Source organism: Mesorhizobium sp. 113-3-9 (assembly GCF_016756515.1).
GTDB lineage: Bacteria > Pseudomonadota > Alphaproteobacteria > Rhizobiales > Rhizobiaceae > Mesorhizobium.
In genome coordinates this window covers 4192071-4218281 of the sequence record NZ_AP023246.1, presented here as the reverse complement: position 1 = coordinate 4218281, position 26211 = coordinate 4192071, and the positions used below count along the sequence as shown (strand labels likewise).

Genomic DNA, 26211 nt, shown 5'->3' with positions numbered 1-26211 from the left:
CAAACGAGTATAATTTCCACTTCGGATAACCCTGGATTATGCGAATGAAGCGCGGGCGCTTGCCGTTGACGGCATTGAGGAGTTTCGAGGCGGCGGGGCGGCATCTGAGTTTCAGCCGGGCAGCCGAGGAACTTTTCGTCTCCCAGGCCGCGATCAGCCGGCAGATCCGCGAGCTCGAGACTTTCCTGCGCCAACCTCTGTTCGAACGCCATCATCGCCGTGTCGAACTGACCGATACCGGCCGCCGGCTGCTTGCCCAGTTGGTCCGCAGCTTTGACGATATCGACCGGCTGCTGTCGGAACTGGTGGCGGTCCCCGCGCAGTCCCTGGTTCGTGTCAGTGTCGAGCCGTCGCTTGCATCCGTGTGGCTGGTGCCCCGGCTCAACCGATTCCGCCAATTGCGGCCCGATATCGACGTGTCCCTGGAAGTTGATCCAAGGCTGATCGATTTCCGCGGGGATCAGCCCGAACTTGCCTTGCGCTTCAGCGCGCATGCCACCTCGTGGCCTCGCAGCCAGGCCGAGCGGCTTGCCTCGACGGTCGATTCCCCGGTTCTGTCGCCGGCGCTGCTCGCTTCGGGCCCTGCCCTCGAGGAGCCGATCGACCTTGCCCGCTACACGCTTTTGCACGAGGAAAACCGCCAGGGCTGGGCGCGCTGGTTCGAGGCGGCCGGCGTGCCCGCCGACGCCGTGCCGGCGCGAGGTCCGATGCTGGCGGATGCCTCGCTGTCAAAGCAGGCCGCGCTGCTCGGGCATGGCGTGGCGCTGGGTGATCTCTTGCAGATCGGCGGGGAAGTCGCATCCGGAGCGCTGATCAAGCCGTTCGACATCGACGTTGCGTCGGGCGCCTACTGGCTGGTGGCCAGGAATCTGAAGGATCTTTCGGAACCGGCCGCCGCGTTCGCCGACTGGTTGAGAGGCGAGTTTGCCGAAAGCAGACACAAGCTGCAGCAGCAGGCCTAAGCCGCTTCTTCGGCGCGCTTCTTCTCGATCTGGCCGATGGCGTCGACCACGGCGTCGAAGGTCAGCATGGTCGAGGCATGGCGCGCCTTGTAGTCGCGCACCGGTTCCAGGTACCTCAGGTCGGCAAAGCGTCCTTGCGGCGGCTCGCCATTTTCCTTCAGCATCTTCAGCATGGTGTCGCGCACCGCGCGCAGTTCCTCGGCGCTCGCGCCGACGACATGCCGCGCCATGATCGAGGACGACGCCTGGCCGAGCGCGCACGCCTTCACGTCATGGGCGAAGTCGGTGACCACGCCGTCTTCCATCTTGAGGTCGACGGTAACGGTCGAACCGCACAGTTTGGAATGTGCCTTGGCGGTCGCGTCGGGATGGTCGAGCCGGCCGATCCGTTCGATGTTTCCGGCAAAGCCGAGAATTTTCGCGTTGTAGACGTCGTTGATCATTATTTTCCAATCCGTCGCCGCCAAGCGAACAGCGATTGCCGCTGCTGCGTCTTCCTTTCGCTCGCTACGACCTTATATAATGCTGGCAGTCCGGTAACGACAAGGCGATGAGCGCCGCTGTCCTGGCCGGGAAGTTCACGCCGCTTACGGGGCTGGAAACGGGGCGAGTTTCCGACACCGAAAGGTCGTGGTCCGTTCAACTCGTTCCTCCTTGGAGAGGAACTACGGGAGACGCCTTTTATGGATGCCGTCATCAAGAAATTCATGCCCCAGTCCGCTTACATGGAAAAGCCGGTCACCGACCGGCCGAGCGAAGCCGAGGTCGAGGCCGCGGTGCGCACCCTGCTGCGTTGGACCGGCGACAATCCGGACCGCGAAGGGCTGATCGACACGCCCAAGCGCGTGGCCAAGGCCTATCGCGAGATGTTCGGTGGCTACGACATGTGCCCGGCGGAGGAACTCGGCCGCACCTTCGAGGAGGTCGCAGGCTATGACGACCTCGTCATCGTCAAGGACATCCAGTTCCATTCGCATTGCGAGCACCACATGGTGCCGATCATCGGCAAGGCGCATGTCGGCTATCTCCCAGACGGCAAGGTCGTCGGCCTGTCCAAGATCGCGCGCGTCGTCGATATCTTCGCCCATCGCCTGCAGACGCAGGAAGCGCTGACCGCGCAGATCGCCGGCGTCATCCAGGACGTGCTCAACCCTCGCGGCGTCGCCGTGATGATCGAGGCCGAGCATATGTGCATGGCCATGCGCGGCATCCGCAAGCAGGGTTCCACCACGCTCACCTCCACCTTCACCGGCGTCTTCAAGGATACGCCCGAAGAGCAGGTTCGTTTTGTCACCATGGTGCGCGGCGGCGGGGCGTAAGCCCGGCACCGGCATCGCCCAACCATGATCCCGAAGAACCGGTTCTCGGACAGGATGGTGGTCAAACAGGAAAATGCACCGGCGATGTCGGCACTGGAATTTCCCGAAGCTCCGTCAGACAAGAAGGCTCTCGAAGAAGGCGCGGTGTTCTCGCCGCGCTTCGACGCGGCCGGTCTTGTCACGGTGGTCGTCACCGATGCCGAAGACGGCATGCTGCTGATGGTCGCCCATATGAACGCGCAGGCGCTCGCGCTGACATTGGAAACGGGCATCGCCCATTACTGGTCGCGTTCGCGCAACGCGCTTTGGAAGAAGGGCGAAACCTCGGGCAATTTCCAGCATGTCGTCGAGATGCGCACCGACTGCGATCAGGATGCATTGTGGCTGCACGTGAAAGTGTTGGGCCACGACGCAACCTGTCACACCGGCCGGCGTTCATGCTTTTATCGGACGGTGGGTCTGGTCGATGGCAAGGGGACGCTTGTCGACGACGGCAGCAAACCGCTGTTCGATGCGGAAAAGACGTATCGGAAGCCTGTGTGAACCATTCCATATTCACAAACCACTCATGTTCACTATTCTCAAACATCCTTTTGATACAAAGGATGTGGGACAAGGGAGATCATGATGCTCGAGTGGGCGTCATTGCGTAACAGATCAGACGTTCGAGAAGCCAACGGCCTCTCCTCGTCCGGCGGCGCACCCCAACCAAAACCCGAAAAGAAGACAGGCATCTCACTGGCATTGGGTGGAGGCTGCGCCCGTGGCTGGGCCCATATCGGTGTGCTGCGTGCACTCGACGAAGCCGGTATCGAAGTGTCGATGATAGCCGGCACATCCATCGGCGCGCTGGTCGGCGGCTGTTATCTCGCCGGCAAACTGGACGAGCTGGAAGAGTTCGCCCGCAGCCTCACCAAGCGGCGCATTTTCGGCCTGCTCGATCTCAATCTGCGCGGCAGCGGCCTGTTCGGCGGCATGAAGCTCGACGCCCGCCTGCGTGAGCATGTGGCAGGCGTTCGTTTTGAGGATCTGCCCAAGCCATTTGTCTGCGTCGCGTCGGAAATCCGCACCGGCCACGAAATCTGGGTGTCGAGCGGCTCATTGATCACGGCCATGCGCGCGTCCTACGCACTGCCTGGCGTGTTCGAGCCGGTGAATTGCAACGGCCGTGTGCTGGTCGACGGCGCGCTGGTCAATCCGGTGCCGGTGTCGGTCTGCCGCGCCTACGAACAGCCCCTCGTCGTGGCGGTCAATCTTCACTACGACCTGTTCGGCCGCGCAGCGGTGATAAAGCACAGCGCCGGCGAACTGGTTGTCGAAAAGGACGCGCCGCGCGCCGGTCACTCGGACCCCGACCACCAGTCGCATCAGAGCCGCCTCGGCATCACCGGCGTCATGGTCGAAGCCTTCAACATCATCCAGGACCGCATCTCGCGCGCCAGGCTTGCCGGCGATCCGCCCGACATGTCGCTGCAGCCCAAGCTCAGCCATATCGGCCTGACCGAGTTCCATCGTGCCGACGAGGCGATCCAGCTCGGCTACCAGGCGACGATGGCCCAGATCGGCGAACTGAGCCGGCTGCAGACGGTTCTGGCTTAGCCAGCCACCCTCACGCCCGCGCCGCGTCGATAATGCGGAACTGCACGGTGCGGTTGCCGTTCCAGTAATTGCCCGACAGCGAGCCGGCGATATGCACCGTCTTGCCCCGGTTCTTGAACAGGAACTCGCCAAGTGCGGTGTCGACGGCGCGAAAGGCGATCCCCTGGATTCGGCCGCCGCTCTCCGACTGCAATTCGGCGCGGATATGGTTGGTGCCGACCGGCCGGGCGTCGGCCAGCCGATGGCGCGGCAGCGCGAAAACCGGTGCGACATGGCCGGCGCCGAAGGGGCCGGCCTTTTCCAGCGCATCGAGCAGGCTGAGCGTCGCGCCTTCGGCGGCAAGCGCGCCGTCGATTGCCAGGCTTTCCTCGTCCTGCAGCCGAAACACGTCGGCGGCCGCGCGCTCCTCGAAAAACGCCCTGAGTTCGCCAAGCCTGGCGCGCTCCACGGTGATACCGGCCGCCATGCCGTGGCCGCCGCCCTTGACGATCAAGCCGGCATCGGCGGCTTCGCGCACCAGCCGGCCGAGGTCGAAGCCCGACACCGAACGGCCCGAACCGGTACCAATGCCCACAGCGTTGAATGCGATGGCGAAAGCCGGCCGCCGGGCATGATCCTTCAGGCGTGAAGCGAGCAGACCGACAATGCCGGGATGCCAGTTGTTGCTGGCGGTGACAACGATGGCCGGGCCATTGCCGCCGGCAAGCTCGGCATCGGCTTCGGCGCGGGCTGCCGCAAGCATCTCCTGCTCCATCAGCTGCCGCTCCTGGTTCAGCCGGTCCAGCGTCTCGGCGATGGTCCCTGCCTCGACCGGATCGTCTGTCGCAAGCAGCCGACTGCCAAGGGCCGCGTCGCCGATGCGCCCGCCGGCGTTGATGCGCGGCCCGATCAGATAGGCAAGATGAAAGGTGCCGATCGGTTCGCCGATGCGAGAAACCCGCGCCAATGCGGCAAGCCCTTCATTCTTCTGCTGGCGCGCCACTTGCAGCCCTTTGACGACGAAGGCACGGTTGACGCCGGTCAGCGGCACCACGTCGCACACGGTGGCCAATGCAACGAGATCGAGCATGGAAAGCAGATCCGGTGGCGTGGTCTCGGTCAAGCCACGCAGGACCTTTGCGGTCTGCACCAGGGCAAGGAACACGACACCGGCGGCGCAGAGGTGACCCTGACCGGAAAGATCGTCGTCGCGGTTTGGATTGACGACGGCAATCGCGGCCGGCAAGGCGCCACCGACCTGATGGTGGTCGAGCACCACGACATCGGCGCCGGCGACATTGGCCGCATCGACGGAAATGGCGCTGTTGGTGCCGCAGTCGACGGTGACGATCAGCGTCGCGCCGCGCGAGACGAGTTCGCGCATGGCATCGGGATTGGGGCCGTAACCCTCGAAAATACGGTCCGGAATATAGATTTCCGACGGCACCGAGAAATGCGTCAGAAACCGTTTCAACAAGGCTGACGAGGCCGCGCCGTCGACATCGTAGTCGCCGAAGATGGCCACCTTTTCCCTCGCCATCACCGCCGCCGCGATGCGGGTGGCGGCCTTGTCCATGTCGGTCAACGAAGCCGGATTCGGCAACAGGTCGCGGATCGTCGGATCGAGGAACCGCTCGGTTTGCTCGGCGGTAACACCGCGTCCGGCAAGGACGCGTGCAACGATGTCGGGCACGCCATGGCCTTGCGCGATGGCCAGCGCGATCATGTCCTGTCGCTCGGTCAGCCGATGCTCCCAGGAGAGACCGGTAGCCGATTGCCTGACATCGAGGAAGAGGCGCCTGTCGCCCATCATGCGCTTTGCCAACTCATGGTTGGCCGCAGGATAATGCATGTCGCCCAAAAGTGTGCAGCGGTTTTGGGATAACGACATGCACAAACAACGGCCTAGAGCGGTTCATCGTTTCACGGAACCGCCGAACCGCTCTAACTTGTTGTTTTGACGCAATTCCGGACGGAAAACCGCTTCGCACTTGTCCTGGAATTGCTCTAAGGAGCGTCGCGTGAACACGACGGGCTTTGGCGCCAAAGGCGGGCAAAGCCAAGCGGTTCGCGGCGGTAGGCATCGCATGAGAACTCAAGAATAACTACGCTTTCCGCTTTTCAGCCTGGCGCCGGACCCATTCCTCGGCCGCGTCCCCCATTGTCTTTTCCCGATCGTTCTTGAGCCAGGCCATGAAAGACCGATCGAACCTGAACGTATCGCCGCATTCGCGGATGAAAAAGCGGCGCACATTCTGGGTGTTGCGGTAGGACTTCGTGATGGGCGTGGCACGCGAAATCGGATTCGCGTGCCAATCGAACGCTTTCATCGTCGGTCCTTGCGCGCCAAGGTTCAGATGCGGCCAATGGCTAACAACTGCGGCGCGGCTTCGCAAGCAGGCTTAAAGCAATTCCAGGAAAAGTGTGAAACGGTTTTCCCGGGAAAAGCGCGTAGCGCTTTCCCCTTGGGAATTGCGTCAAAACAGAGAGCTTTAGAACTTATCCAGATCCTGGTGCCGAGCCTTGATCTCCCGCACGGTTCGCGACGACGAGCGCAGGACGATCGTATGCGTGGTGATGTATGTGCCGCCGAACTTGACGCCGGCCAGCATATTGCCGTCGGTCACGCCGGTGGCCGCGAACAGCACATCGCCGCGCGCCATGTCCTCGGCATGGTAGATCCGCTTCGGATCGGAAATGCCCATCTTCGCCGCGCGGGCGACCTTCTCCGGCGTATCGAGGATCAGCCGGCCCTGCATCTGGCCGCCGGTGCAGCGCAGTGCGGCCGCCGCCAGCACGCCCTCGGGCGCCCCCCCCGTACCGAGATAGATATCGATACCGGTTTCGTCTGGGTCCGTGGTGTGGATGACGCCGGCGACATCGCCGTCACCGATCAGCCGGATCGCGGCACCCGTGGCGCGCACGGCATCGATCAGCTTGGCGTGGCGTGGCCGGTCGAGGATGCAGGTGGTGATGTCGGACACCGCGACGCCCTTGGCCCGGGCCAGGCTGGCGATGTTTTCGGCCGGCGATGCGTCGAGGTCGATGACGCCTTCGGCATAACCCGGACCAATGGCGATCTTGTCCATATAGACGTCAGGCGCGAACAGCAGACTGCCCTTCTCGGCGATCGCGATGACGGCAAGCGCGTTAGGGAGGTTCTTGGCGCAGATCGTCGTACCCTCGAGCGGATCAAGGGCGATATCGACGGCCGGGCCTTTGCCGGTGCCGACCTCCTCGCCAATATAGAGCATCGGCGCCTCGTCCCGTTCGCCCTCGCCGATCACCACCGTGCCCTTGATGGCAAGACGGTTAAGCTCCTGGCGCATGGCGTCGACAGCGACCTGGTCAGCCGCCTTCTCGTCGCCGCGCCCACGCAGCCTGGCTGCCGCGACCGCGGCCCTTTCGGTGACGCGCACCAGTTCCATGGTGAGTATCCGGTCAAGGCCGGCGACGATGTTCTGGGCCACATTCATTTCGGCAAATCCTCGTTTGCATGCCACCTCCCGCCGGAGGCGGGCTTGTTTTGTCAAACGAGCATGACAACGGCAAGACCTGCCGCGAGTTTTATCGAAAGATAAGCAATATCAATCGATTGAACCTTATTCCGAACAAGATTGCGGCCCGGCTGGAAACAGCCGGGCCGCCCTTGAAGATACAGAGATAACGCCGGGATCTAGAAAACCGCGAGGTATTTGAGCAGCGAAATGATGCCGATGATGATGACGATGATCTGCACGATCTGCCGCATCCGGGCATCGAGAGGCAGGCGCTGCACCAGATAAAGAACAAGGATGATGACGAGAAATGTGATCAGGATGCCGATCAGCACGGATGAAGCCATGGTGCCCTCCTCAAATGATTACCTGAGAAACCGCGAAACGAACCGGCAACGCCGGCTCGATGTCGACGCGGTCAATACCAGCGGCGCGAACTGTCGTTGTTCAACGACTGGCCGACGGCAATCCCGGCCAGAAACCCGAGCAGGCCGATCACGCCGACCAATGCGGTCGTGGTACCCGGGTTTTCGCGCGCCACGTCCGAAACCGCCTGGGCCTGGGTGCGCAATTGCTGCGCTGTCCGCGAAGCACGCGCGGCGGCCGTTTCGTAGAAATCCGAAGCCTGCTCACTGGCATCGTCGAGCATTTCCGCGCCCCGCGCCGAAATGCTCTTGTTGATCTTGGTGATCTCCTTGCGCAATTCGGCGATCTGCTTTTCCAGCGTTTTCTGGATGTCGTCGATGTGAGGGGTGTCGGATTTGTTGGTATCGGCCATGGAGCGGCTCCCTTGGTTGCTGACCAAGAGAACGGCGCCGGCGCGGATTCGTTCCGGCTGATCGCGGCTGCGCGACGGTGGGGGCGGAGCTACCCTGCCCGCTCGATGCGGATGACCTGCGGCTTGTCGGTCAGGTGACCGTCCTTGGTGATGCCGTCGACGGCCTTGCGCACGGCGGCCTCGGTGGTCTCATGGGTGACGAGGATCACCGTCTTCTGTGCCGCCGCCTCGCCGCTGACCGCATGCTGGACGATCGATTCCAGCGAAATATCGTTGTCGGCCATGCGCTTGGCGATCGCGGCGAACACGCCGATGCGGTCATGCACGGTCAGCCGGATGAAATAGCCGCCGGCATGGCTGCGCATCTGCGCCTTCTTGTAAGGCCTCAACTCCTTTGCCGGCCGGCCGAAGACCGGGCCATGCTGGAAGCCCGGCCGGCTCTTGGCGATGTCGGCGATGTCGCCGATGACGGCCGACGCGGTGGCGTTGCCGCCGGCGCCGGGGCCGGAAAGCAGCAATTCGCCGAGGATGTCGGTCTCGATCGCCACCGCGTTGGTGACGCCATGCACCTGCGCGATGACGGAGGCGGTCGGCACCATGGTCGGATGCACGCGCTGCTCGATACCGCTTTCGGTGCGCTGGGCGACGCCCAGCAGCTTGATCCTGTAGCCGAGGTCGCCGGCGGCACGGATGTCGGCCTGGGTAATGTTGGAGATGCCTTCCATATAGATGTCGTTGGCGGCGATCTTGGTGCCGAAGGCAAGGCTGGTCAGGATCGACAGCTTGTGCGCGGTGTCATGGCCTTCGATGTCGAAGGTCGGATCGGCCTCGGCGTAACCCAGCCGCTGCGCATCCTTCAGGCAGGCATCGAACGAGATGCCCTCGGCCTCCATGCGGGTCAGGATGTAGTTGCAGGTACCGTTGAGAATGCCGAACACGCGGGTGACCGAGTTGCCGGCCATCGCCTCGCGCATCGTCTTGATGACGGGAATGCCGCCCGCCACCGCCGCCTCGTAGTTGAGCAGCACGCCCTTCTTCTCGGCGATCTCGGCCAGCGCCACGCCATGCTTGGCGAGCAGGGCCTTGTTGGCGGTGACGACATGGCGGCCGGCTTCGAGCGCCGCCTTCACCGACAGGCGTGCCGGCCCCTCGTCGCCGCCGATCAATTCGATGAACACGTCGATCTCGGCGGTCTGCGCCATCTTCATCGGATCGTCGAACCATTTTGCGGAACTGACATCGATGCCACGGTCGCGCTTCGGGTCGCGCGCCGAAACCGCTGCGACGATGATGTCGCGCCCGCATTGCCGGGTCAGTTCCGCCGCCTTGTCGCGCAGCACACGTGCCACCGATGCACCGACCGTACCGAGGCCGGCAATTCCAACACGCAGTGCTTCAGCCATGGAAGGCGACGTCCCTCAAATCAGATAGAATTCTTGCTTACCGGTGGGCGGAGAGCGGCACCACATTGTTGGGCTGCTTGGCGCTGGTCGACAGGAAGCGCTTGATGTTGCGCGCCGCCTGGCGGATCCGGTGCTCGTTCTCGACCAGCGCCACGCGCACGAAATCATCGCCATGTTCGCCGAAGCCGACACCGGGCGCCACCGCCACGTCGGCGTGCTCGATAAGCAGCTTGGAGAATTCGAGCGAGCCGAGGTGACGGAATGGCTCCGGGATCGGCGCCCAGGCGAACATCGAGGCCGCCGGGGCGGGAATATTCCAACCGGCGCGGCCGAACGCATCGACCATCACGTCACGACGCTTGTGGTAGATGTCGCGCACCTCGGCGATATCGGCGCCGTCGCCATTGAGCGCATGCGCGGCCGCCACCTGGATTGGCGTGAAGGCGCCGTAATCGAGATAGGATTTCACCCGGGTCAGCGCCGAGATCAGCCGTTCATTGCCGACCGCAAAGCCCATGCGCCAGCCGGGCATGGAGAAGGTCTTCGACATCGAGGTGAATTCGACGCAGATGTCGATGGCGCCCGGAACCTGCAGCACCGAAGGCGGCGGATTGCCGTCGAAATAGATCTCCGAATAGGCAAGGTCGGACAGGATGATGATGTCGTTCTTCTTCGCGAACGCCACCACGTCCTTGTAGAAATCGAGCGAAGCGACCAGCGCCGTCGGGTTCGACGGATAGTTGAGGATCAAGGCCAGCGGCTTCGGGATCGAATGGCGAATGCCCCGCTCGACCGCCGGAATGAAGCCGTCATCGGGCTCGACCTGCAGCGAACGGATGACACCGCCCGACATGATGAAGCCGAAGGCGTGGATCGGATAGGTCGGATTGGGGCACAGGATGACGTCGCCGGGCGCGGTGATCGCCTGCGCCATGTTGGCGAAGCCTTCCTTCGAGCCGAGCGTGGCAACCACTTGCGTGTCGGGGTTGAGCTTCACGCCGAAGCGGCGCTGATAATAGGCGGCCTGGGCGCGGCGCAGCCCCGGAATGCCGCGCGAGGAGGAATAGCGATGCGTGCGCGGATCGCGCACGACTTCGCACAATTTGTCGACGATGGCCTTCGGCGTCGGCAGGTCCGGATTGCCCATGCCAAGGTCGATGATGTCGGCGCCGCGCGAGCGCGCACTGGCCTTGAGCCGGTTGACCTGCTCGAAAACGTAGGGCGGAAGGCGACGGACCTTGTGAAACTCTTCCATGGCGGTTCCAGACAGCAACGGGGGGTATTGGGCGCGCGCTATATACTCATTTGCAGGTAGGGTCGAGGGCGGGATCGCATTTGCCTTCGATCTGCTTCAGCGTCTGGGGGCCGTGTTTCTTGGCCAGATCCGTCAGCGCCGCCTGATCGGTGACGGAGCCGCCGCCGCTTTTGGCACCCTGCCCGCCCTTGTCGGCCTTGAGTTCGGCGAGCTTGGCGTTCCGCTCGGCCTCGGTGAACTGCTTGTTCGCCACTTGCGGCGGGATGTTCAGGTTCGGAAAGGTGCCCGTATCCTTCGGCCCCGCATTCTCCGCCATCGGCACCGGACCGCTGGTATTCGCGCTCGAACATCCGGCGATCCCCACGAGGACGATCGCCACGCCGATGCGGCAAAAGCGTGCGGCACCAAAAAAAACAGTCTCGCCAATATTAATCGTCATATTGTTTCCTTGGCAGCCGAGGTAGAGCGAGATTGGACCCTGTCGGATGTCCCATGTTAATATGTCAAGAAAACGCTTCGGGAGGAACCCCGCGAACCATGTCCAAAACACCCGATTCGGGCAAAACGGAAGATGACGAGCCTTCGACCGTCGAGCAATATCTGGTGAAGGATCCGGAACGCTTCGCGTTGAACATGGCGCGCATGGTCGAGCAGGCCGGCAAGGCGGCGTCGGCCTGGGCCGAGCCGCGCGAGAAAGGCGAGGTGCGCGACCACGTCGCCGAACCGGTCGTCGACATGGTCAAGACCTTTTCCAAGCTCAGCGAATACTGGCTTGCCGACCCGCAGCGCGCGCTCGAGGCGCAGACGCGGCTGTTCGCCGGCTACATGACCGTGTGGGCGAACGCCATACAGCGTGTCAGTCCCAGCGCCGAGGGTGCCGACGATGCCGTCAAGCCGGAGCGCGGCGACAAGCGCTTCCAGGATCCGGAATGGGGCCGCAACGCCTTCTTCGATTTTCTCAAGCAGGCCTATCTCGTCACCTCGCGCTGGGCGTCCGAACTGGTCGAGCACGCCGAAGGTCTGGACGAGCACACCCGCCACAAGGCGAGCTTCTACGTCAAGCAGGTGTCCAACGCCATCTCGCCGTCGAATTTCATCCTGACCAATCCGGAACTGTTTCGCGAAACCGTCGCCTCCAACGGCGAGAACCTGGTGCGCGGCATGAAGATGCTGGCCGAGGACATCGCCGCCGGCAAGGGCGACCTGAAACTGCGCCAGGCCGACTATTCGCCCTTCGAGATCGGTCGCAACATCGCCACCACGCCCGGCAAGGTGGTTGGCCGCAGCGATGTCGCGGAGATCATCCAGTATGATCCCGCCACCGAGACGGTGCTGAAACGGCCGCTGCTGATCTGCCCGCCCTGGATCAACAAGTTCTACATACTCGACCTCAACCCGCAGAAATCCTTCATCCGCTGGGCGATCGAGCAAGGCCATACCGTCTTCGTCATCTCCTGGATCAATCCGGACGAGCGCCACGGCGCCAAGAACTGGGAAGCCTATATAAGGGAAGGCCTGCAATACGGCCTCGACACGATCGAGAAGGCCACCGGCGAGCGCGACGTCAACGCGATCGGCTACTGCGTTGGCGGCACGCTGCTGGCGGCGGCATTGGCGCTGATGGCCAGCGAAGGCGATGACCGCATCAAGTCGGCGACCTTCTTCACCACGCAGGTCGACTTCACCTATGCCGGCGACCTGAAAGTGTTCGTCGACGAGGAACAGGTCGCGGCGGTGGAAAAGTCGATGAACGAAAAGGGCTATCTCGACGGCACCAAGATGGCGACCGCCTTCAACATGCTGCGCTCCGGTGACCTGATCTGGCCTTATGTCGTCAACAACTACATGCGCGGCAAGGATCCCCTGCCCTTCGACCTGCTCTACTGGAACGCCGATTCGACCCGCATGGCGGCGGCCAATCACTCCTTCTACCTGCGCAACTGCTATCTGGAGAACAACCTCTCGCGCGGCACGATGGAATTGGCGGGCCGCACGGTCTCGCTCGGCGATGTCACCATTCCCATCTACAACCTCGCCTCGAAGGAAGATCACATCGCGCCGGCGCTGTCCGTCTTCCTCGGTTCGAAATATTTCGGCGGCAAGGTCGACTATGTGATGGCCGGATCCGGCCATATAGCCGGTGTCGTCAATCCGCCCGCATCCAACAAGTACCAGTACTGGACCGGCCGCGCGCCGATCGGCGATTTCAACCAGTGGATAGCCACGGCCACCGACCATCCGGGATCCTGGTGGCCGCACTGGCAAGGCTGGATAGAAGCCAAGGACAACACCCGCGTGCCTGCCCGCAAACCCGGCAAGCATATGAAAACCTTGGGGGATGCTCCCGGCACCTATGTCAAGGTGCGTGTGTAACGGACTGTAATGTCTGGTGAGTTGACGGCTTGCCAAAAGCGGGCGAAATGGTGTCGTCAACCGTCGAGCGGCCGTAATTCGGCAATCGCTGCAAAAATACTTTCAAGCTTGCGGATTTGACACAGGTCTCGTTTCCGGATCGGAGACAAAGGTCACCTTGGACTGCGGCGGCCAGTGCTGCGCCAAGGATTTACCGGCCGGGTATCGAGGGGGAATTTGACTTTGAAATCAGCAGGATGGAGCCTCGCAAAGGGAGAACGCCGCGCCATCGTGGCAGCGCTCTGCTCCGTGCTCCTGGCCTCCTGCACCTCGGCCGGCGACCCGACAATGTCGGTCGGAATGCCTGGCTACAATGCCTCTTCCTCGAACATCAATGCGGCCGCCACCGGCAAGCCCATCACCACCGCCGATTCGACATCGCAGACCACGACCACCCAGACGACCGTGATGAGCGAAGGCGATACGGCGCTTCCCGAAACGGTCGCTTACGTACCGATCGCCAAACCCGAGGCTGCCTTTCCACTGACAACGCCGGCCGGGGCTGAAACGATCGCGGGACAAACGCCGCAGGCCCTGCAGCAGCCGGCCCAGACGGCGCAGCAGACCGACGCGGTCGCCCAGAAGATCGCCGCGGCTGATGCCGAGGTGACGGCGCCGAAGCCTGCCGCGGCACCGGCGATGAACAATCCGGTCTATGTGACGGCGGGCGAGATGCCACAAGCCGAGGCGCCGAAGAAGCGGGGCTTCCTGGCCTCGATGTTCGGCGCCACGCCGGCTTCCGCAACCCCCGCTCCGCTGGTCAACACGCGCACGGGCGAACAGCCGGCCGTGCAGGCCAAGCCCGCGCCGGCTCCGGCAAAGCCGATCATCACACTGGCCTCGGCCGATTCCGCCGCAAAGCCGATACAGTTGGCTTCGACCGGCGACGAAGCCGGCCACATCACGGGCGGCGACGCGTTGCCCGGCGTGCGCCAGACGGCGCTGTTCGAGATCAAGCGCAAATCCGGCCTCGACGACGAAAGCGACGTCGACCTCAATGAGGACGAGGGTTCGGGCGGCAGCTATCAGGTAGCGTCCGCCGCCGGCATGGCCCGGCTCGCGCCCAACGGGCTGCTGAAGCAGAACGAAAGCGTTGATGTCGCCTGCCTGAAGCCGTCGCTGGTGCGCGTGCTGAAGACGATCGAAGGCCATTACGGCCGCAAGATGATGGTGACGTCAGGCTACCGCGACCCCGCCCGCAACCGCCGCGCCAACGGCGCCAAGAATTCGCTGCACATGTACTGCGCCGCCGCCGACATCCAGGTACCCGGCGTCTCCAAATGGGAACTGGCGAACTACATCAGGACCATGCCCGGCCGTGGCGGCGTCGGCACCTACTGCCACACCGAATCGGTCCACGTTGACGTCGGCCCTGAGCGCGACTGGAACTGGCGCTGCCGCCGGCGCAGCGTAGCGGCGACGGTGGTGGCGACGGCTAACGGCGCTCTTTGATGGGCCGAAGCCTGTTGGCTGCCAAGGCCGTTCAGGCAATGTCGTTCCAGCGGACAATTCCAAACATTCGAGATTGGCCGAAGCGTCCCCAACTTCGTCATCCACGGGCGGAGCAGGAGCAAAGCTCCGTCGCGGAGACCCGAGGATCCATTCCGTACCCCCTGTCGAAGAGCGCAGCGGAGCAGAATTTGCACCGTGGCAGCGCCTTGAAATCGCGGCATGGATTCTGGGGTCTGCGCCGCGTCGCTTCGCTCCAGAATGACGAAGCGATGGGCGTTTATGCTAATCGCCAGGCCGTGCAGTCGTGATGAAATCCCTGTATTCCCAAGGCCCACAAAAAAGTTGTCCAGGGCGACACTTGACGGGTTGCCGGTTGCGCACAACGCCAGTATAAGCCGCTTCGTCTGAGCGCGCCCATCGTCTAGCGGTTAGGACACCGCCCTTTCACGGCGGTAACAGGGGTTCGATTCCCCTTGGGCGTACCAGCAACTTCAAGCAATTAGCAAAAAACCTCCGCTCCCTGTCCAATTTTTGGCGAATATCCGCCGAATCGCAGACCTGAAGCCGAGCGGCCACCGTCTCGATGCTCGCTGGCGCTGTCTGGCGCCGTGCTACGTCCTTCGTTCGCATGTTTCACCTACATCTGACAGCAGTGCATATCTTTGCCATGCGGCACCTAAAGCGGAGGCCTAAATGGGCGGCTATAAGCCCTGGCATGATGCTATTCACGACCATCAGGTCGAGTGTTTCGCTTCGGAGAACGGTTTGACCGCGGACCTGGTCTGGGAGTTGATCCTCAAACACGGTAACAGCCGCAAGGCCGTGATCAAAGCTGCGCAGGGTTTGGAAGGTGATGTCAGGCAATACGGCGGATCAGCACCCTACTCCCCCGTGGAGCCGACGCCCCTCCTGACGACAATTGGGCCGATGAAAGCAACAGCCGGCTTGCACGGAAGGAAGCCCCAAGTCGGCTAGGCCCTCAAGTCGGCTAGGCCATGCGCCCAGCAGTCCGTGATCGCACCATATCGCAGGCTTCTTGAATCAGTCATGCCGTTCATGCGGCGGACCTGATTGTCCGCTTGGCCGGCGTCCACCCCCCACCCAACGGTCCCCAACCGACGGGCGCCGGCCATTTTATCCCCTGTCCTCGGATAGGCTCGCCGAGAAACCCCAACGAAATCTCGGCGAGCCAGCCGCCCTGGCATGAGGGACATAAACAGAGCGACCAATTGCTCTACGAGTCCGCTGTCCGCAAAGTTGCCGGAAATCGTCATACCCTGGCAAATTGAAGCCCGCGCCCCTCTGGCGGCGAAAAGGCGCGGGCCCGATCGGAGACCCGATCTTCGGCAGGACGATGGAGGGCACCTACCTGCCGCACGGATCAACTTTTAGAGATGGCTAATGTTCCGCATCAAGTGCGGTTGGAGGCCGCACCGGCCCCGTGGTGTGCCACCGGACAAACGCAAGGGCCGCCGCAACGAGAGGATTATATTCCTCCCCTCGATCTCGGTGGCAAGGCCTCTTCCGGCAGGCCGAGGGTCGTAATGCACAATCTCGTCGTTGATCTCGCCGTGGTCATTCAAAACCAGCCGAATGTCATGCTGACCATCACCACTGCGACCAGGATGGAAAGAGGCACCGCGAGGATAAGCCCAGCTTCTAGAAATCGGGTCTCTTTGTCACTGAACAATAGGTACGCCTCATATGCATGCTTCGTCGGTAGAAGCTGCGAACCCCTGATTCGGTTCCAAGGCCTTTCAGAGCCCGCACAAGCGCATCTGGTGCCGACCGCTGTATTATCGTCCGCCGGCTCAGGCGCCTCCTGCTGCGCACCAGGGCGGCCAATGCGCGCTGTTCGGCGCCCTGCCGATACCGTAGAAGCGCCGCGGCTCATTCGTTAACGCCTTGTTTGCCTGACGTCTGTTAGCTTCGGCGAATGGAAACAACCTTCGACGATCTCGGCAAGGCTCTGGAACGCCACCAGCACACGCCTGCAGCCAGCGTCGCCGCGGTCGCTGTGGCCCTCGCGGTAGGCCTGGGTATTATCGTTGCTCTGGTCGGCATGGCGTCGACATCCGGTCCACAGGTTCCTCACAATGTCGGCTTGTGGGGCGAGCAGCACGCCATAGGTTAGGACCAGCCCGACAAGCATGCCGAATTGGAGCTTGCTTTAGGGTTTTGTCCTCCTGGATTTGGCCGGGGTCAGAAAGCCATCCCTTATCAGATCCAAGGCATCGAGCGCGTCTTCATCCAACAAGTTTGTCAGGGGCACTCCGCCCACGCGCACAACCTTGTTGTTGTCTATGTCGTAGACCTCCCAGAGCCCATCCCTGACTCTCCGCATTGCGTGCCGTCGCTCCATAAGGAATTCCTAATAAGCGACACATCGAAGCTCCTGCAAGACAACTCGATCCACAGGCTGGAGTTAACGGTGGAAAACTGCTCGCTGCGGCGACAAGGCTGAACGAAGCCCGCCCCAGACAGTTTTGCCCCCGTCCGAGGCGGGCTGGTTGGAAGCTGATGGAGGCAGCTTCCTGGCCTTGGCCCACGGGGATCAAAACCAAGGCGGATTCAGAACTTCACCAGACGAAGAATGTTCCGGCGGTAGGATCGATCGCCTAGCCGCCGACCAGCGGCACGGTAACGGTGGTCGCGTAGTTGATCGGGAAGGCGCTGAGGTAAGGGAAGTCGACGACGAAGGCATAGGTGGCGGTCAGATGCGCCATGCGGAAGCCGCCGCTCGCCGGGTCGATGGCGATCGTCACGTTCACATCCTTCAAACCCAGGGCCTGCAATTTCTGCGTGGCGATCGATTGGATGTCGGCTTGGGTCAACGTGTTCTGAAGCTGCAGCGAGCGTGACGAAGTCTCAAGCGTATAGCGAACGCTGGAGACCGAGTTCATCGACCAGCCCAAGGCGAAGATTCCGAACAGCAATATGATGAGGAATGGCGCGATCAGCGCGAACTCCAACGCCGTTCCACCCGATCGATCCCCCTTGAAGGCGCTTGCCTTAGCGGACACGGATCACCTCCAGGTGGCCGATGACGCTGGACGCGGAAAAAACGCCGAAGGTGAAGGGCGGCGTCCAGGTGGCCGATGCCTGGATCTGGACATAGACCGATGGAACCTTCGGCCCACTGCACAAGGCGGAAGCGTTGACCACGGTCGTCCCGCACATATAGATTCGGCTTAGCGTGACCTGGCCGTCCGTCGGCCGCTTCTCCCAGCTCGAGATCGCAACCGCCTGCGTCGCCGTGTCATTGGTCGATCCTGCCATGATCAAATTCGCGGCGGTCTTCACGCCGGCGCGCATCGACAGCGAACTCGTCACATAGGACCAGCCGTCGATGATGCCGAGCAGCGCCGCGCACAGGAAGGGCAGGACCATGGCGAACTCGACCGCGGCAACGCCCGAACGGTCGCCAAGGATCGGCTTTGATCGGCGTTCCACGGGAGGCTACTCGACCAGTGCCACGGACTGCGCGGCCGGAATGTCGCGCATTCCGAGGCTGGTGCAATCCTGATTGATGGTTGAACTGCCTGACCATTGGATCGTATCGGCGACGACTTGGGTGCAGCCGCCGTTGCCCGCGAAATTGCCGAGATAGCTGATCTGCTGTCTTGGGAAGTAGATGGCCCCGGTCAGCAGCGAGTCGGCTGTGCCGTTGAAGGTGCTGGATGCACTGCTGCCGGCCCTGTCGCCATAGAACAGAACGCCTGAATAGGCTCCCGAAGTCGGCGCACTGAGCTGCACGGAGGCGTTGCCGTTCATGCTGACCGTCGAACTGCCTGACATGAAGATGGTCACCCCGCTGCCGGTGACGGAAGCGTTGGCGTTTATCTTGAGATTGCCCTGAACGACATAGACGCCCGGCTGGAGGGTAACGCTGCCGCTAAGGCTCAGTCCGCTGCAGTAGGTGCCAGGTTTCAGCGTCGATTTGTTGGTGTTCTGGCAGGGATTTGAAGCGGCCGGGGTCGGCAGGTCGGCGAATGGATCGGCGACAGGCAGCGCCTGGGTGATCGGGGCCGGGCAAACGGTGGTGACCGGATTGTTCAGTGAAACGCCGCCCGCCGATATCAGGCAATCGACCTGCAGTGCTGCCGAGCCCTGGAGCTTGATGGCGTCCGAAGCGTTCGAATTGGACATCACCACGCAGCCGGTGACCTTCACGCTGGTATTGCCGGAAAACAGTACAGCCTGCGAGGCGGTCGGATCGAGCGCGGTCATGCAGGACTTCGAGGCGTTGGTGATAAGGGCCACCGCCCTCGCCTGTTCAGGCACCTGGCCCTGCGTGAAGATCGAGGTGAACATCCGGTCGAGCTTCTGGCCGACGATGACCTCGACCGCTTTCTTCGCCGTATTCGGTCCGGACGTTGGCGGCGTATTGACGACGATCGTGCCCGAGCCCAACCCATTGGACGTGGCCGACTGTGTCGCGGCTGCGACGATCGTCGGCTTGTCGGACCCTGAGATCTGTTCAAGCGCGCCGGCATAGGCGGCGGCATCGGCCGTCGCCTGCAGTTTCAGGCTGTTGTAGTACCAGTAGGAGGTCTCCACGCCGAAGCCAGCGGCACCGACGACGATCGGCAGGCTGAGGGCGAAGATAGTGGCAACATTTGCCTTGGTACTCCGGCGTATACCGGTCGCCATGAGCCGAATTCGGGTGAAGCAATTGGAAGCCATGGCTTAAATTAGAAAGCACGCATATATGAACGAACGGCTAAGAAGTTCGGTTCATTTTTGATCACGGCTTCTATTGGTTTCAAGCAGCCGGCCGTTCGCTGATCGGTGCGCGGACGACGGCGATTGCCGTTCCTGACGGCACGGCAGCGCTCCGCGGACGAATGAAAGCGATCCGGCTCAACCGGATGCGGTCAAATCCAGCGCGCCGGCAGTCTTGGTTTGCCGGCAGTCTTGGCTTCAGGCGGAAAGGACGGGCACTGGCTCTGAGGCCACTCCAGCCGACAACTCTTTCTGTACAGCCAGGAAAAATCTGCGGACTTCGTCACCGGCGGTGGCTCTGTCCCTGCCCGACCCGACGACGAGGTCAAGCAGCTCCGCTGCCTTGGCCCTCCAGAACGAGGCCGCTGTCTCGCCATGCAGATTGTCGAGCTTGGCCGCAACTTCTCTGACCAGGAATAACTGACGGTCGATCGGGAACGCACGGATTTTTTCTGCAGACATCTTCCGAACCATGAGACTGACGCAACGAATCAACATTGCTGAACAAGCAATGGCGTAGCCGCGAAGGTGGAAACGGAAGCTTAACGCCGCTATTGATGGATATCCGCGACACGAAACAGGCACTCAAGCCGAACTGGTTATCGAGGCAAGCGAAGCTGCCCTCAAGCCTGCAGCGCCCTCGCCTCGCCGCCGCGCTTGCGCGGCGCCATCATGTCGCTGGCCATCAGTCCGGTGACGCGGCAGAACGCCATGAATGCCCGGCAGGCATCCTCGGTCTTGACCACGTCTACCGTGGCGCCAAAGCAGGCGTTGAAGGCTTTCTGATACACCGGCCCCTGCCGGCGTGCCGGCCAGTCCTGGAGAAAATCCAACGCCTGCTCGACGCTGTAAATCTCCTCGACGGGCAAGCCGGGCCCTTGCGCGATGCGCACCGGCACCTCGAACTGCAATCTGTCCATCCGAAATCTCCCGAACTGGCGTCGCCCAGCAACGCCGTCCGTCGTCAAAAGTTGCTTTGACCGGTTTGTGCCACGGAAATGTGTCGTCACTGCGGAAGCGGCCGCTTCTGCTGCAAAGGGCGAGGAAAGTTCTGCCGGCATGAAGGTACCCGGCAGAACTTTCCGATCCGGCGGCGCAATTTACTTATTGGCCGGGTCGGTCTCGGCGTCGAAGGCCATGCGCACCACCATCACCAGAACATAGGCCGACGGCAAGGCGAACAGGGCGCCGAGCACGAGCGCTCCGGTTCCCGACAGATAGAGCGTCTCGGCGATCGCCCAGTAAACGGTTCCGATACAGATGAACGCCTGAACGGACAGAAATGAAGCAGCCGAGGCCGCACGCGACAGGCTTTTGAATGTCTTGATACGTTGTTGCATTGCGATGATCCGGAAATGACGCGCCGCGCCACCAATGCGCGGCTATGGCCGCCGCACGGATCGCGACACGAATGGCTTGGAATGGATGGCGAACGTGCGGTCTTGGACCGCTCAGGCCTGCGCGGACGGCGGCGCGCGCGGCTGATTGGTGCTGGTGCACGGAGCCGAGATCGTCCCATGGCCGGCGACAAACACCGCCGGCGACGTCGGGGCGAGCCAAAGGAAAACAGTTTCTGGAGCCGGCAATGCCGGATGGCCGCCCGCGAATTTGGCCAGCACCGGCCTTGCGGTGCGAACCTCAAGGGCCTGTGCCTTGTTGGTGACGCGCAGCAGCGCCGCGACTTCGCCCGACCGTTCGATGCCAACGCTGGCGCTGCCCTGGGCGGGGTCGGCGAAAATAGGGACGTCCGGCCGGCCGAGGCACAGCATCGCCAGCAGCACAAGGCCCATCAGACATGAGCAGGCTGCCGTCAGCGGCGCTTCAAGCGATCTGGCGCGCTTCAGGGCTGGACGCGATCTCCAAGACATCGTCCCGCCCTAGCGCACGACGGGCGGAAAGGAAAGCAAACCGTGCAAAACCGGCAAAAGACCGGACCGACGCGACGAATATCCCGCCGGTTCGGGCTGCATCAGGCAGTTCTTCCTTGAACCTTTTGCCCCCAAGTGCCAAATCTGATGGGATTTTCACGCCAGCACCCCTGCAGCGCCCTACCTTCCATACGGACAAAATGGTCACCTATCTCGACGCCGCCACCGCCCCCCTCAGGAACACCGGCCAGATCCGCCTCTATGGCGAGGACGGTTTTGCCGGCATGCGCAAGGCATGCGACCTCACCGCGCGTTGCCTGGACGAGCTGGTGCCCATGGTCGCGCCCGGCGTCACCACCGATGCCATCGACCGTTTCGTCTTCGAGTTCGGCATGGATCACGGCGCGCTGCCGGCGACGCTCAACTATCGCGGCTACACGAAGTCGTCCTGCACCTCGATCAACCATGTCGTCTGCCATGGCATTCCCGACAACAAGCCGTTGAAGGATGGCGACATCGTCAACATCGACGTGACCTACATTCTCGATGGCTGGCACGGCGATTCCTCGCGCATGTATCCGGTCGGCACCATCAAGCGCGCCGCCGAGCGGCTGCTCGAGGTCACCCATGAATGCCTGATGCGCGGCATCGCCGCGGTCAGGCCCGGGGCCCGCACCGGCGCCATCGGCGCCGCCATCCAAACCTTTGCCGAGGCGGAGCGCTGCTCGGTGGTGCGCGACTTCTGCGGCCACGGCGTCGGCCAGCTGTTCCACGACGCCCCGAACATCCTGCACTATGGCAACGTCAATGAAGGCGTGGAAATGCGGCCCGGCATGATCTTCACCATCGAGCCGATGATCAATCTCGGCCGGCCGCATGTGAAGGTGCTGTCGGACGGCTGGACGGCGGTAACCCGCGACCGCTCGCTGTCGGCGCAGTACGAGCACACGATCGGCGTGACCGACGCCGGCTGCGAGATTTTCACGCTCTCGCCCAACAAGCTCGACCGGCCCGGCCTGCCGGCCTGATTTTTTGACCGTCGGGCGACTGCTGCGCCCGATCGATTGCCGGATGCGGGGGCGGATGGGGAAAGCCAACGACGACGAAGACGAGCGGAGTTTCTTCTCCGACGTACCGGTTCGGCCGGCGGCGAAGGCAAACTCGGCTCCAGCCGAAAAACCTGGATATCTCGGCCATCGCGACCGCTTGCGCGAGCGCTTCGTCTCAGCGGGTCCAGACGCCCTGCCCGACTATGAACTTCTGGAGCTCCTGCTCTTCCGGCTGATCCCGCGCGCCGACACCAAGCCTGCCGCCAAGGCGTTGCTCACGCGCTTCGGCACATTGGCCGAGGTCCTTGGCGCGCCCGTCAACCTGCTGCAGGAGGTCAAGGGCATCGGCCCGGCGGTGGCGCTCGACCTGAAAATCGTCGCGGCGACGGCGCAGCGCATGGCGCATGGCGAGGTGCATGGCCGCGAAGTCCTGTCGTCCTGGACGCAGCTTCTCGCCTACTGCCGCTCTGCCATGGCCTTCGAGGCGCGCGAACAGTTCCGCATCCTGTTCCTTGACAAGAAGAACGCGCTGATTGCCGACGAGGTGCAGCAGACCGGCACTGTCGATCATACGCCCGTCTATCCCAGGGAAGTGGTCAAGCGTGCGCTTGAACTGTCGGCCACCGCGATCATCCTGGTGCACAACCATCCCACTCGCCTCTTTTTGATCACGCACAATCACGCTTTAGCACATTGATACATATCGCTTTTTCGACTTGTCGCAGAGTCGGATATCGTGGCATATTGGGGTCGGTTTTAGGGGGATCGAAGGCCCGTTTGGACCCAACCACAGACCCCTACTACCCGTCAGCCGATCCCACTCGAAAGCCTACGGGAGACCCCAGTGCCAAGCCTTACCGATGGAGAGATTCGCCGCGCTTTGAAGCAAGTCGAGGAGACCGGAAAGCAGCAGAACCTTGTCGATGGCGAGGGTCACGGAACAGGCCGCCTCGTTCTCGTGATAAAGCCGATGCCGACCCGCGTAACGGCGGACTGGATGGCCCAGCAATGGCGAGACCAAAAGCGTCTCAAAAAAAAGTTCGGCTCGTATCCGTCAATGGGCCTCAGCCAGGCTCGCGAGATTTTCAGACGCGATTTCGCCGACATGATCCAGAAGGGACGCAGCATCAAGATTGCAGGCGACACGCGACCCGGCACGGTCGCCGATCTGTTTGAGGCTTACGTCGCGTCGCTCAAGGCAGATGGAAAACCGTCCTGGAAGGAGGCCGAAAAGGGATTGAACAAGATCGCCGATTCGCTCGGTCGCAACCGCCCTGCCCGTGACATCGAGCCCGATGAGATCAGGGACATCATTCGACCGATCTATCAGCGAGGCAAACGGTCCATGGCCGATCATGTTCGCAGCTATATTCGATCGGCCTACAGTTGGGGGCTGAAATCCGAGCACGACTACCGCTCGACCTCTGTCCGTCGCTTTCGTCTCATCTACAATCCGGCTGCTGGTATTCCGACAGAACCAAAAAACGTTGGAACGCGTTGGTTGGACGAAGAGGAATTTGTCCGTCTCTATCGCTGGCTCGAATATCCCGATGCGCCGGTACATCCCCCTTACACGCGTGCGGTAAGAATTCTTATGCTGACCGGCCAACGCGTCGAAGAGATTGCTCGGCTACACGTCGATCAATGGGATGCCGCTGAGTGCATCATCGACTGGTCCAAGACCAAGAATGGAAAGCCTCATGCCATCCCCGTGCCCAAGATAGCGGCCGAGCTTATCGGGTCGATCAAGCCGAATGAATTTGGTTGGTTTTTCCCATCCGCAACCGACCCGTCCAAGCCTGTCAGTCATGGAACGCTCTATTCGTTCATGTGGCGACAGCGCGATCGCGAGGTCATTCCCGTCGTGACAAACCGCGATCTCCGGCGAACCTGGAAGACGCTTGCCGGCAAGGCAGGTCTCTCGAAAGAGATCCGAGACCGATTGCAGAACCACACTCTGCAGGACGTCAGTTCCAAGAGCTACGATCGCTGGAATTACATGCCGGAAAAGCGTGCTGCCATGGCCCGGTGGGACAAGTTTGTCCGCGAACTCGTGACGAAGAAGAAGCGTAAAGTCGCCCTTAGGGAAGCTGCGTGAGCTAGCAACTGCTTTTTTGACGTTTGAGACGGGACAGGGCCGACTTGATTTCTAAAATTCAGCCGGTTTTGGAAGAACGGATGTTTCCGCGAACGATTTCGCAGTTTGGCGTATATGTTCCGCAGCCTGTTCCGCCTCGACTGAGTCTACGAGTTGGGCTGCTTGCTGTAGATGCCTCGTTATATCAGCGCGAGTGGTGAAGCGGTCCAACTCGCACGGCTGCAAATCGCCCGCGATAGCTTTCAGATCGCGCAATACGGAAGCGATGTGTGGCCAAGGGAAATCGGTCGGATCGCCGATGTCACGGTCCGCTCCGACGATCACCTCCAACTTGGCTAAGATGCCAGCTAACGACAGAGCTGGAACCTCTGGAAGCGCATCTTGAAGTTTGAGCGCTTCGGTCATGGCTAAGACTTCGGCCTCCCGAGCAACAGCGTACTGAACGCCGTCCGGTGCGGCCACTGGCATGGGCTGCTTTTTCATTTCGCCTCTGGTCAATGCCTGAATTCCGGTATTGCAGATAATTCTCGTCTCCAACCGCTGCTGGACCCTGCAAAGCACCAGAGATGTATGTTGGGCACGATGCCATGCGGCCCACAGGGCGAGAGCTGGGTCATGTTTCATTGCTGCTGATTGCGCCATCTTGGATTCCTCCAATTCGACATGGCTGGGTCGTATCTGAATTTAAGATAACTGGAAATCAGATATAATTGAAGCCCTCATCTGGAACTGGATGAGGCCGGTGGTGAAAACGCTCGGAACGCTGCGCCACAAGTCATTGATCACGATGCTGATTGCAAAGCGTGAGGCTAGCGGGCTGACACAGACCGAGCTCGCCGAAAAGCTCGGCGAATATCAGTCGTTTGTCGCTCGACTCGAAAGCGGCCAACGCCGCGTCGACGTAGTCGAATTCATCGATCTGGCGAAAATCCTGGGGTTCGACCCTTCTTCAGCCATCAAGAGATTGGCAGCAGAACCAGACTGAATCTAGCTGAGACCATCCCAACCGCTCGCGAGCGCGCCACACAACAGCGCCGTAGCGAGCGAGCGGCGGCTTTGCGCCTCATATCAGTCGTTCCGGCTGACACCAGTGGTTGCCAAGACCGGACATTCCCAGCCCACTCACACTACCTCTATCAGCCAGGCAGTCCTGGATAATGGAAAGGCGAGGGCTCGACCCGCATGCCACCGCAAAGCATAAAGGAGAATGCGCAGTTATTTCGGACCGGCCATAGCGATCAGGGTTGGTCAGACGACAGAAGGATACGATTTTGACCACGTATGGGCGCAACAATTTCGAGTTGAACTCATCGATTGCGATCCGGGACATATACCGCCTGTTTCTCGTATTCAGCGGCGACGGGCGGCTTTTTGAACTCGCGCCTACACCAGATGATCCCCTCAGACTAATGCGAGATGATCACTTCGCCGACGAGATCGCCCATTTGTTGGTAGGCACTGCGGTCGCCAATCGCATCCACTTGGAACACATGAGCCAGTTGCGCGCCGATCCAGCCGAGCCAAAGCATCGACTAGTCTCCATGCAGTGTGGCTCGCTCCAAACGGACATCCTCAATAGCGGTAAGGAGTTCCCTCTCTCGTTTGAGCAGGCCTGTAACAAGATCATTCATGCCGTTCACATTGTCCCGGATTGCGGCAATCCGGCCGAGAATCCATTGAGCAGCGAGGTCAAGCTGCGAGGGCATCTTGGAAAAACAGCGTGGTCTGCCTACCTGAATATCCCGCAGTACGTTCGAGCATCGATCTTGAATTTCCGCGACCGCACTTGACAGCGCTCAGCCTGCTAGAGACGGC

At 61.8% G+C, this 26211-nt stretch carries 30 protein-coding genes and 1 tRNA gene; 14 read left to right on the top strand and 17 right to left on the bottom strand.

All coding sequences use genetic code 11. The features are described 5' to 3' along the window. The first annotated feature begins 44 nt into the window (after nt 1-44). Nucleotides 45-962 (top strand): LysR substrate-binding domain-containing protein, encoded by a 918-nt coding sequence (locus tag MesoLj_RS20460; RefSeq protein ID WP_202322074.1) that lies wholly within the window; start codon nt 45-47, stop codon nt 960-962. On the opposite strand, the gene MesoLj_RS20455 is transcribed toward MesoLj_RS20460, so the two are convergent. Next, on the bottom strand, nt 959-1405 hold the full coding sequence (locus tag MesoLj_RS20455) for an iron-sulfur cluster assembly scaffold protein (protein ID WP_056572283.1): 447 nt from the start codon (nt 1403-1405) through the stop codon (nt 959-961). The genes MesoLj_RS20460 and MesoLj_RS20455 overlap by 4 nt on opposite strands. 240 nt (nt 1406-1645) lie before the next feature. Here MesoLj_RS20455 and folE point away from each other — a divergent pair, with 240 nt between their 5' ends. The 3 genes from folE to MesoLj_RS20440 all read left to right on the top strand — a co-directional run bounded on the left by folE (nt 1646) and on the right by MesoLj_RS20440 (nt 3880). After that, nucleotides 1646-2281 (top strand): GTP cyclohydrolase I FolE, encoded by a 636-nt coding sequence (gene folE / locus MesoLj_RS20450; protein WP_056572284.1) that lies wholly within the window; start codon nt 1646-1648, stop codon nt 2279-2281. An 84-nt stretch (nt 2282-2365) separates the two neighbouring features. Beyond that, the gene (gene hisI / locus MesoLj_RS20445) at nt 2366-2824 is read left to right on the top strand and encodes a phosphoribosyl-AMP cyclohydrolase (protein ID WP_056573393.1); all 459 of its coding nucleotides are present in this window, start codon (nt 2366-2368) and stop codon (nt 2822-2824) included. 84 nt (nt 2825-2908) lie between these two features. Then, nucleotides 2909-3880 (top strand): patatin family protein, encoded by a 972-nt coding sequence (locus tag MesoLj_RS20440; RefSeq protein ID WP_140773203.1) that lies wholly within the window; start codon nt 2909-2911, stop codon nt 3878-3880. A gap of 10 nt (nt 3881-3890) precedes the next feature. Here MesoLj_RS20440 and recJ read toward each other — a convergent pair whose 3' ends face one another. The 8 genes from recJ to MesoLj_RS20400 form a co-directional block, all read right to left on the bottom strand. Beyond that, nucleotides 3891-5672 carry a single-stranded-DNA-specific exonuclease RecJ gene (gene recJ, locus MesoLj_RS20435; RefSeq protein ID WP_202322072.1) on the bottom strand — a complete coding sequence of 594 codons (1782 nt, stop codon included), beginning with the start codon at nt 5670-5672 and terminating at the stop codon, nt 3891-3893. Nucleotides 5673-5964: 292 nt separating this feature from the next. Continuing rightward, nucleotides 5965-6189, bottom strand: coding sequence for a DUF6434 domain-containing protein (locus tag MesoLj_RS20430; RefSeq protein ID WP_140773202.1), 225 nt, complete (start codon nt 6187-6189; stop codon nt 5965-5967). A 162-nt stretch (nt 6190-6351) separates the two neighbouring features. Continuing rightward, on the bottom strand, nt 6352-7335 hold the full coding sequence (gene glpX, locus MesoLj_RS20425; protein WP_140773201.1) for a class II fructose-bisphosphatase: 984 nt from the start codon (nt 7333-7335) through the stop codon (nt 6352-6354). Nucleotides 7336-7535: 200 nt separating this feature from the next. After that, a complete protein-coding gene (locus tag MesoLj_RS20420) occupies nt 7536-7703 on the bottom strand; it encodes a Thivi_2564 family membrane protein (RefSeq protein ID WP_081295122.1) in 168 nt (55 codons plus the stop codon). Nucleotides 7704-7774: 71 nt separating this feature from the next. Next, nucleotides 7775-8134, bottom strand: coding sequence for a hypothetical protein (locus MesoLj_RS20415; protein ID WP_140773200.1), 360 nt, complete (start codon nt 8132-8134; stop codon nt 7775-7777). Between the two features lie 89 nt (nt 8135-8223). Beyond that, complete coding sequence (locus MesoLj_RS20410; protein ID WP_202322070.1) at nt 8224-9537, bottom strand: homoserine dehydrogenase; 1314 nt, start codon at nt 9535-9537, stop codon at nt 8224-8226. A 37-nt stretch (nt 9538-9574) separates the two neighbouring features. Beyond that, complete coding sequence (locus tag MesoLj_RS20405; RefSeq protein WP_140773197.1) at nt 9575-10792, bottom strand: LL-diaminopimelate aminotransferase; 1218 nt, start codon at nt 10790-10792, stop codon at nt 9575-9577. A 46-nt stretch (nt 10793-10838) separates the two neighbouring features. Further along, nucleotides 10839-11171: a hypothetical protein gene (locus tag MesoLj_RS20400; RefSeq protein WP_342215755.1), complete on the bottom strand. Its 333-nt coding sequence runs from the start codon at nt 11169-11171 to the stop codon at nt 10839-10841. Nucleotides 11172-11329: 158 nt separating this feature from the next. Between MesoLj_RS20400 and phaC the strand changes: the two genes are divergently transcribed. The 5 genes from phaC (at nt 11330) to MesoLj_RS20375 (ending at nt 16790) form a co-directional block, all read left to right on the top strand. Next, nucleotides 11330-13165, top strand: a complete 1836-nt coding sequence (gene phaC / locus MesoLj_RS20395) for a class I poly(R)-hydroxyalkanoic acid synthase (protein WP_202322066.1) — start codon at nt 11330-11332, stop codon at nt 13163-13165. A gap of 216 nt (nt 13166-13381) precedes the next feature. Beyond that, complete coding sequence (locus tag MesoLj_RS20390) at nt 13382-14656, top strand: YcbK family protein (protein WP_202322064.1); 1275 nt, start codon at nt 13382-13384, stop codon at nt 14654-14656. Between the two features lie 410 nt (nt 14657-15066). Further along, nucleotides 15067-15141 (top strand) — tRNA-Glu (locus MesoLj_RS20385). Nucleotides 15142-15349: 208 nt separating this feature from the next. Then, nucleotides 15350-15631 (top strand): hypothetical protein, encoded by a 282-nt coding sequence (locus tag MesoLj_RS20380; RefSeq protein ID WP_202322062.1) that lies wholly within the window; start codon nt 15350-15352, stop codon nt 15629-15631. 961 nt (nt 15632-16592) lie between these two features. Beyond that, on the top strand, nt 16593-16790 hold the full coding sequence (locus tag MesoLj_RS20375) for a hypothetical protein (RefSeq protein WP_202322060.1): 198 nt from the start codon (nt 16593-16595) through the stop codon (nt 16788-16790). Nucleotides 16791-17274: 484 nt separating this feature from the next. Here MesoLj_RS20375 and MesoLj_RS20370 read toward each other — a convergent pair whose 3' ends face one another. The 7 genes from MesoLj_RS20370 to MesoLj_RS20340 form a co-directional block, all read right to left on the bottom strand. Further along, complete coding sequence (locus tag MesoLj_RS20370) at nt 17275-17679, bottom strand: TadE/TadG family type IV pilus assembly protein (protein WP_140773190.1); 405 nt, start codon at nt 17677-17679, stop codon at nt 17275-17277. Next, nucleotides 17669-18109: a TadE/TadG family type IV pilus assembly protein gene (locus MesoLj_RS20365; RefSeq protein WP_140773189.1), complete on the bottom strand. Its 441-nt coding sequence runs from the start codon at nt 18107-18109 to the stop codon at nt 17669-17671. The genes MesoLj_RS20370 and MesoLj_RS20365 overlap by 11 nt, the downstream gene beginning before the upstream one ends. A 6-nt stretch (nt 18110-18115) precedes the next feature. Further along, the gene (locus MesoLj_RS20360; protein WP_202322058.1) at nt 18116-19342 is read right to left on the bottom strand and encodes a pilus assembly protein TadG-related protein; all 1227 of its coding nucleotides are present in this window, start codon (nt 19340-19342) and stop codon (nt 18116-18118) included. A gap of 237 nt (nt 19343-19579) precedes the next feature. Continuing rightward, nucleotides 19580-19843 (bottom strand): DUF6074 family protein, encoded by a 264-nt coding sequence (locus MesoLj_RS20355; protein WP_056573404.1) that lies wholly within the window; start codon nt 19841-19843, stop codon nt 19580-19582. Nucleotides 19844-20004: 161 nt separating this feature from the next. Beyond that, nucleotides 20005-20301 carry a DUF982 domain-containing protein gene (locus tag MesoLj_RS20350; RefSeq protein ID WP_202322056.1) on the bottom strand — a complete coding sequence of 99 codons (297 nt, stop codon included), beginning with the start codon at nt 20299-20301 and terminating at the stop codon, nt 20005-20007. A gap of 180 nt (nt 20302-20481) precedes the next feature. Then, nucleotides 20482-20721: a hypothetical protein gene (locus MesoLj_RS20345; protein WP_202322054.1), complete on the bottom strand. Its 240-nt coding sequence runs from the start codon at nt 20719-20721 to the stop codon at nt 20482-20484. Nucleotides 20722-20832: 111 nt separating this feature from the next. Continuing rightward, nucleotides 20833-21171 carry a hypothetical protein gene (locus MesoLj_RS20340; RefSeq protein ID WP_202322052.1) on the bottom strand — a complete coding sequence of 113 codons (339 nt, stop codon included), beginning with the start codon at nt 21169-21171 and terminating at the stop codon, nt 20833-20835. A gap of 278 nt (nt 21172-21449) precedes the next feature. Between MesoLj_RS20340 and map the strand changes: the two genes are divergently transcribed. The 3 genes from map (at nt 21450) to MesoLj_RS20325 (ending at nt 24396) form a co-directional block, all read left to right on the top strand. Beyond that, the gene (gene map, locus MesoLj_RS20335; protein ID WP_202322050.1) at nt 21450-22277 is read left to right on the top strand and encodes a type I methionyl aminopeptidase; all 828 of its coding nucleotides are present in this window, start codon (nt 21450-21452) and stop codon (nt 22275-22277) included. A gap of 55 nt (nt 22278-22332) precedes the next feature. Further along, complete coding sequence (locus tag MesoLj_RS20330) at nt 22333-22995, top strand: JAB domain-containing protein (protein WP_202322048.1); 663 nt, start codon at nt 22333-22335, stop codon at nt 22993-22995. Nucleotides 22996-23142: 147 nt separating this feature from the next. Next, nucleotides 23143-24396: a tyrosine-type recombinase/integrase gene (locus MesoLj_RS20325; RefSeq protein ID WP_202322046.1), complete on the top strand. Its 1254-nt coding sequence runs from the start codon at nt 23143-23145 to the stop codon at nt 24394-24396. A 51-nt stretch (nt 24397-24447) separates the two neighbouring features. Here MesoLj_RS20325 and MesoLj_RS20320 read toward each other — a convergent pair whose 3' ends face one another. Then, a complete protein-coding gene (locus MesoLj_RS20320) occupies nt 24448-25038 on the bottom strand; it encodes a hypothetical protein (protein ID WP_244735110.1) in 591 nt (196 codons plus the stop codon). A 91-nt stretch (nt 25039-25129) separates the two neighbouring features. Between MesoLj_RS20320 and MesoLj_RS20315 the strand changes: the two genes are divergently transcribed. After that, nucleotides 25130-25381 (top strand): helix-turn-helix domain-containing protein, encoded by a 252-nt coding sequence (locus MesoLj_RS20315; protein WP_010909788.1) that lies wholly within the window; start codon nt 25130-25132, stop codon nt 25379-25381. A gap of 286 nt (nt 25382-25667) precedes the next feature. After that, nucleotides 25668-26186: a hypothetical protein gene (locus MesoLj_RS20310; RefSeq protein ID WP_202322044.1), complete on the top strand. Its 519-nt coding sequence runs from the start codon at nt 25668-25670 to the stop codon at nt 26184-26186. The last annotated feature ends 25 nt before the right edge of the window (nt 26187-26211 follow it).

Bases quoted from the DNA above. Each gene is read 5' to 3' on its own strand.
- MesoLj_RS20460 (WP_202322074.1), top strand. From the start codon at position 45: ATGAAGCGCGGGCGCTTGCCGTTGACGGCATTGAGGAGTTTCGAGGCG.
- MesoLj_RS20455 (WP_056572283.1), bottom strand. From the start codon at position 1,405: ATGATCAACGACGTCTACAACGCGAAAATTCTCGGCTTTGCCGGAAAC.
- folE (WP_056572284.1), top strand. From the start codon at position 1,646: ATGGATGCCGTCATCAAGAAATTCATGCCCCAGTCCGCTTACATGGAA.
- hisI (WP_056573393.1), top strand. From the start codon at position 2,366: ATGTCGGCACTGGAATTTCCCGAAGCTCCGTCAGACAAGAAGGCTCTC.
- MesoLj_RS20440 (WP_140773203.1), top strand. From the start codon at position 2,909: ATGCTCGAGTGGGCGTCATTGCGTAACAGATCAGACGTTCGAGAAGCC.
- recJ (WP_202322072.1), bottom strand. From the start codon at position 5,672: ATGATGGGCGACAGGCGCCTCTTCCTCGATGTCAGGCAATCGGCTACC.
- MesoLj_RS20430 (WP_140773202.1), bottom strand. From the start codon at position 6,189: ATGAAAGCGTTCGATTGGCACGCGAATCCGATTTCGCGTGCCACGCCC.
- glpX (WP_140773201.1), bottom strand. From the start codon at position 7,335: ATGAATGTGGCCCAGAACATCGTCGCCGGCCTTGACCGGATACTCACC.
- MesoLj_RS20420 (WP_081295122.1), bottom strand. From the start codon at position 7,703: ATGGCTTCATCCGTGCTGATCGGCATCCTGATCACATTTCTCGTCATC.
- MesoLj_RS20415 (WP_140773200.1), bottom strand. From the start codon at position 8,134: ATGGCCGATACCAACAAATCCGACACCCCTCACATCGACGACATCCAG.
- MesoLj_RS20410 (WP_202322070.1), bottom strand. From the start codon at position 9,537: ATGGCTGAAGCACTGCGTGTTGGAATTGCCGGCCTCGGTACGGTCGGT.
- MesoLj_RS20405 (WP_140773197.1), bottom strand. From the start codon at position 10,792: ATGGAAGAGTTTCACAAGGTCCGTCGCCTTCCGCCCTACGTTTTCGAG.
- phaC (WP_202322066.1), top strand. From the start codon at position 11,330: ATGTCCAAAACACCCGATTCGGGCAAAACGGAAGATGACGAGCCTTCG.
- MesoLj_RS20380 (WP_202322062.1), top strand. From the start codon at position 15,350: ATGGGCGGCTATAAGCCCTGGCATGATGCTATTCACGACCATCAGGTC.
- MesoLj_RS20375 (WP_202322060.1), top strand. From the start codon at position 16,593: ATGGAAACAACCTTCGACGATCTCGGCAAGGCTCTGGAACGCCACCAG.
- MesoLj_RS20360 (WP_202322058.1), bottom strand. From the start codon at position 19,342: ATGGCTTCCAATTGCTTCACCCGAATTCGGCTCATGGCGACCGGTATA.
- MesoLj_RS20355 (WP_056573404.1), bottom strand. From the start codon at position 19,843: ATGTCTGCAGAAAAAATCCGTGCGTTCCCGATCGACCGTCAGTTATTC.
- MesoLj_RS20350 (WP_202322056.1), bottom strand. From the start codon at position 20,301: ATGGACAGATTGCAGTTCGAGGTGCCGGTGCGCATCGCGCAAGGGCCC.
- MesoLj_RS20345 (WP_202322054.1), bottom strand. From the start codon at position 20,721: ATGCAACAACGTATCAAGACATTCAAAAGCCTGTCGCGTGCGGCCTCG.
- MesoLj_RS20340 (WP_202322052.1), bottom strand. From the start codon at position 21,171: ATGGGCCTTGTGCTGCTGGCGATGCTGTGCCTCGGCCGGCCGGACGTC.
- map (WP_202322050.1), top strand. From the start codon at position 21,450: ATGGTCACCTATCTCGACGCCGCCACCGCCCCCCTCAGGAACACCGGC.
- MesoLj_RS20330 (WP_202322048.1), top strand. From the start codon at position 22,333: ATGGGGAAAGCCAACGACGACGAAGACGAGCGGAGTTTCTTCTCCGAC.
- MesoLj_RS20320 (WP_244735110.1), bottom strand. From the start codon at position 25,038: ATGGCGCAATCAGCAGCAATGAAACATGACCCAGCTCTCGCCCTGTGG.
- MesoLj_RS20315 (WP_010909788.1), top strand. From the start codon at position 25,130: ATGAGGCCGGTGGTGAAAACGCTCGGAACGCTGCGCCACAAGTCATTG.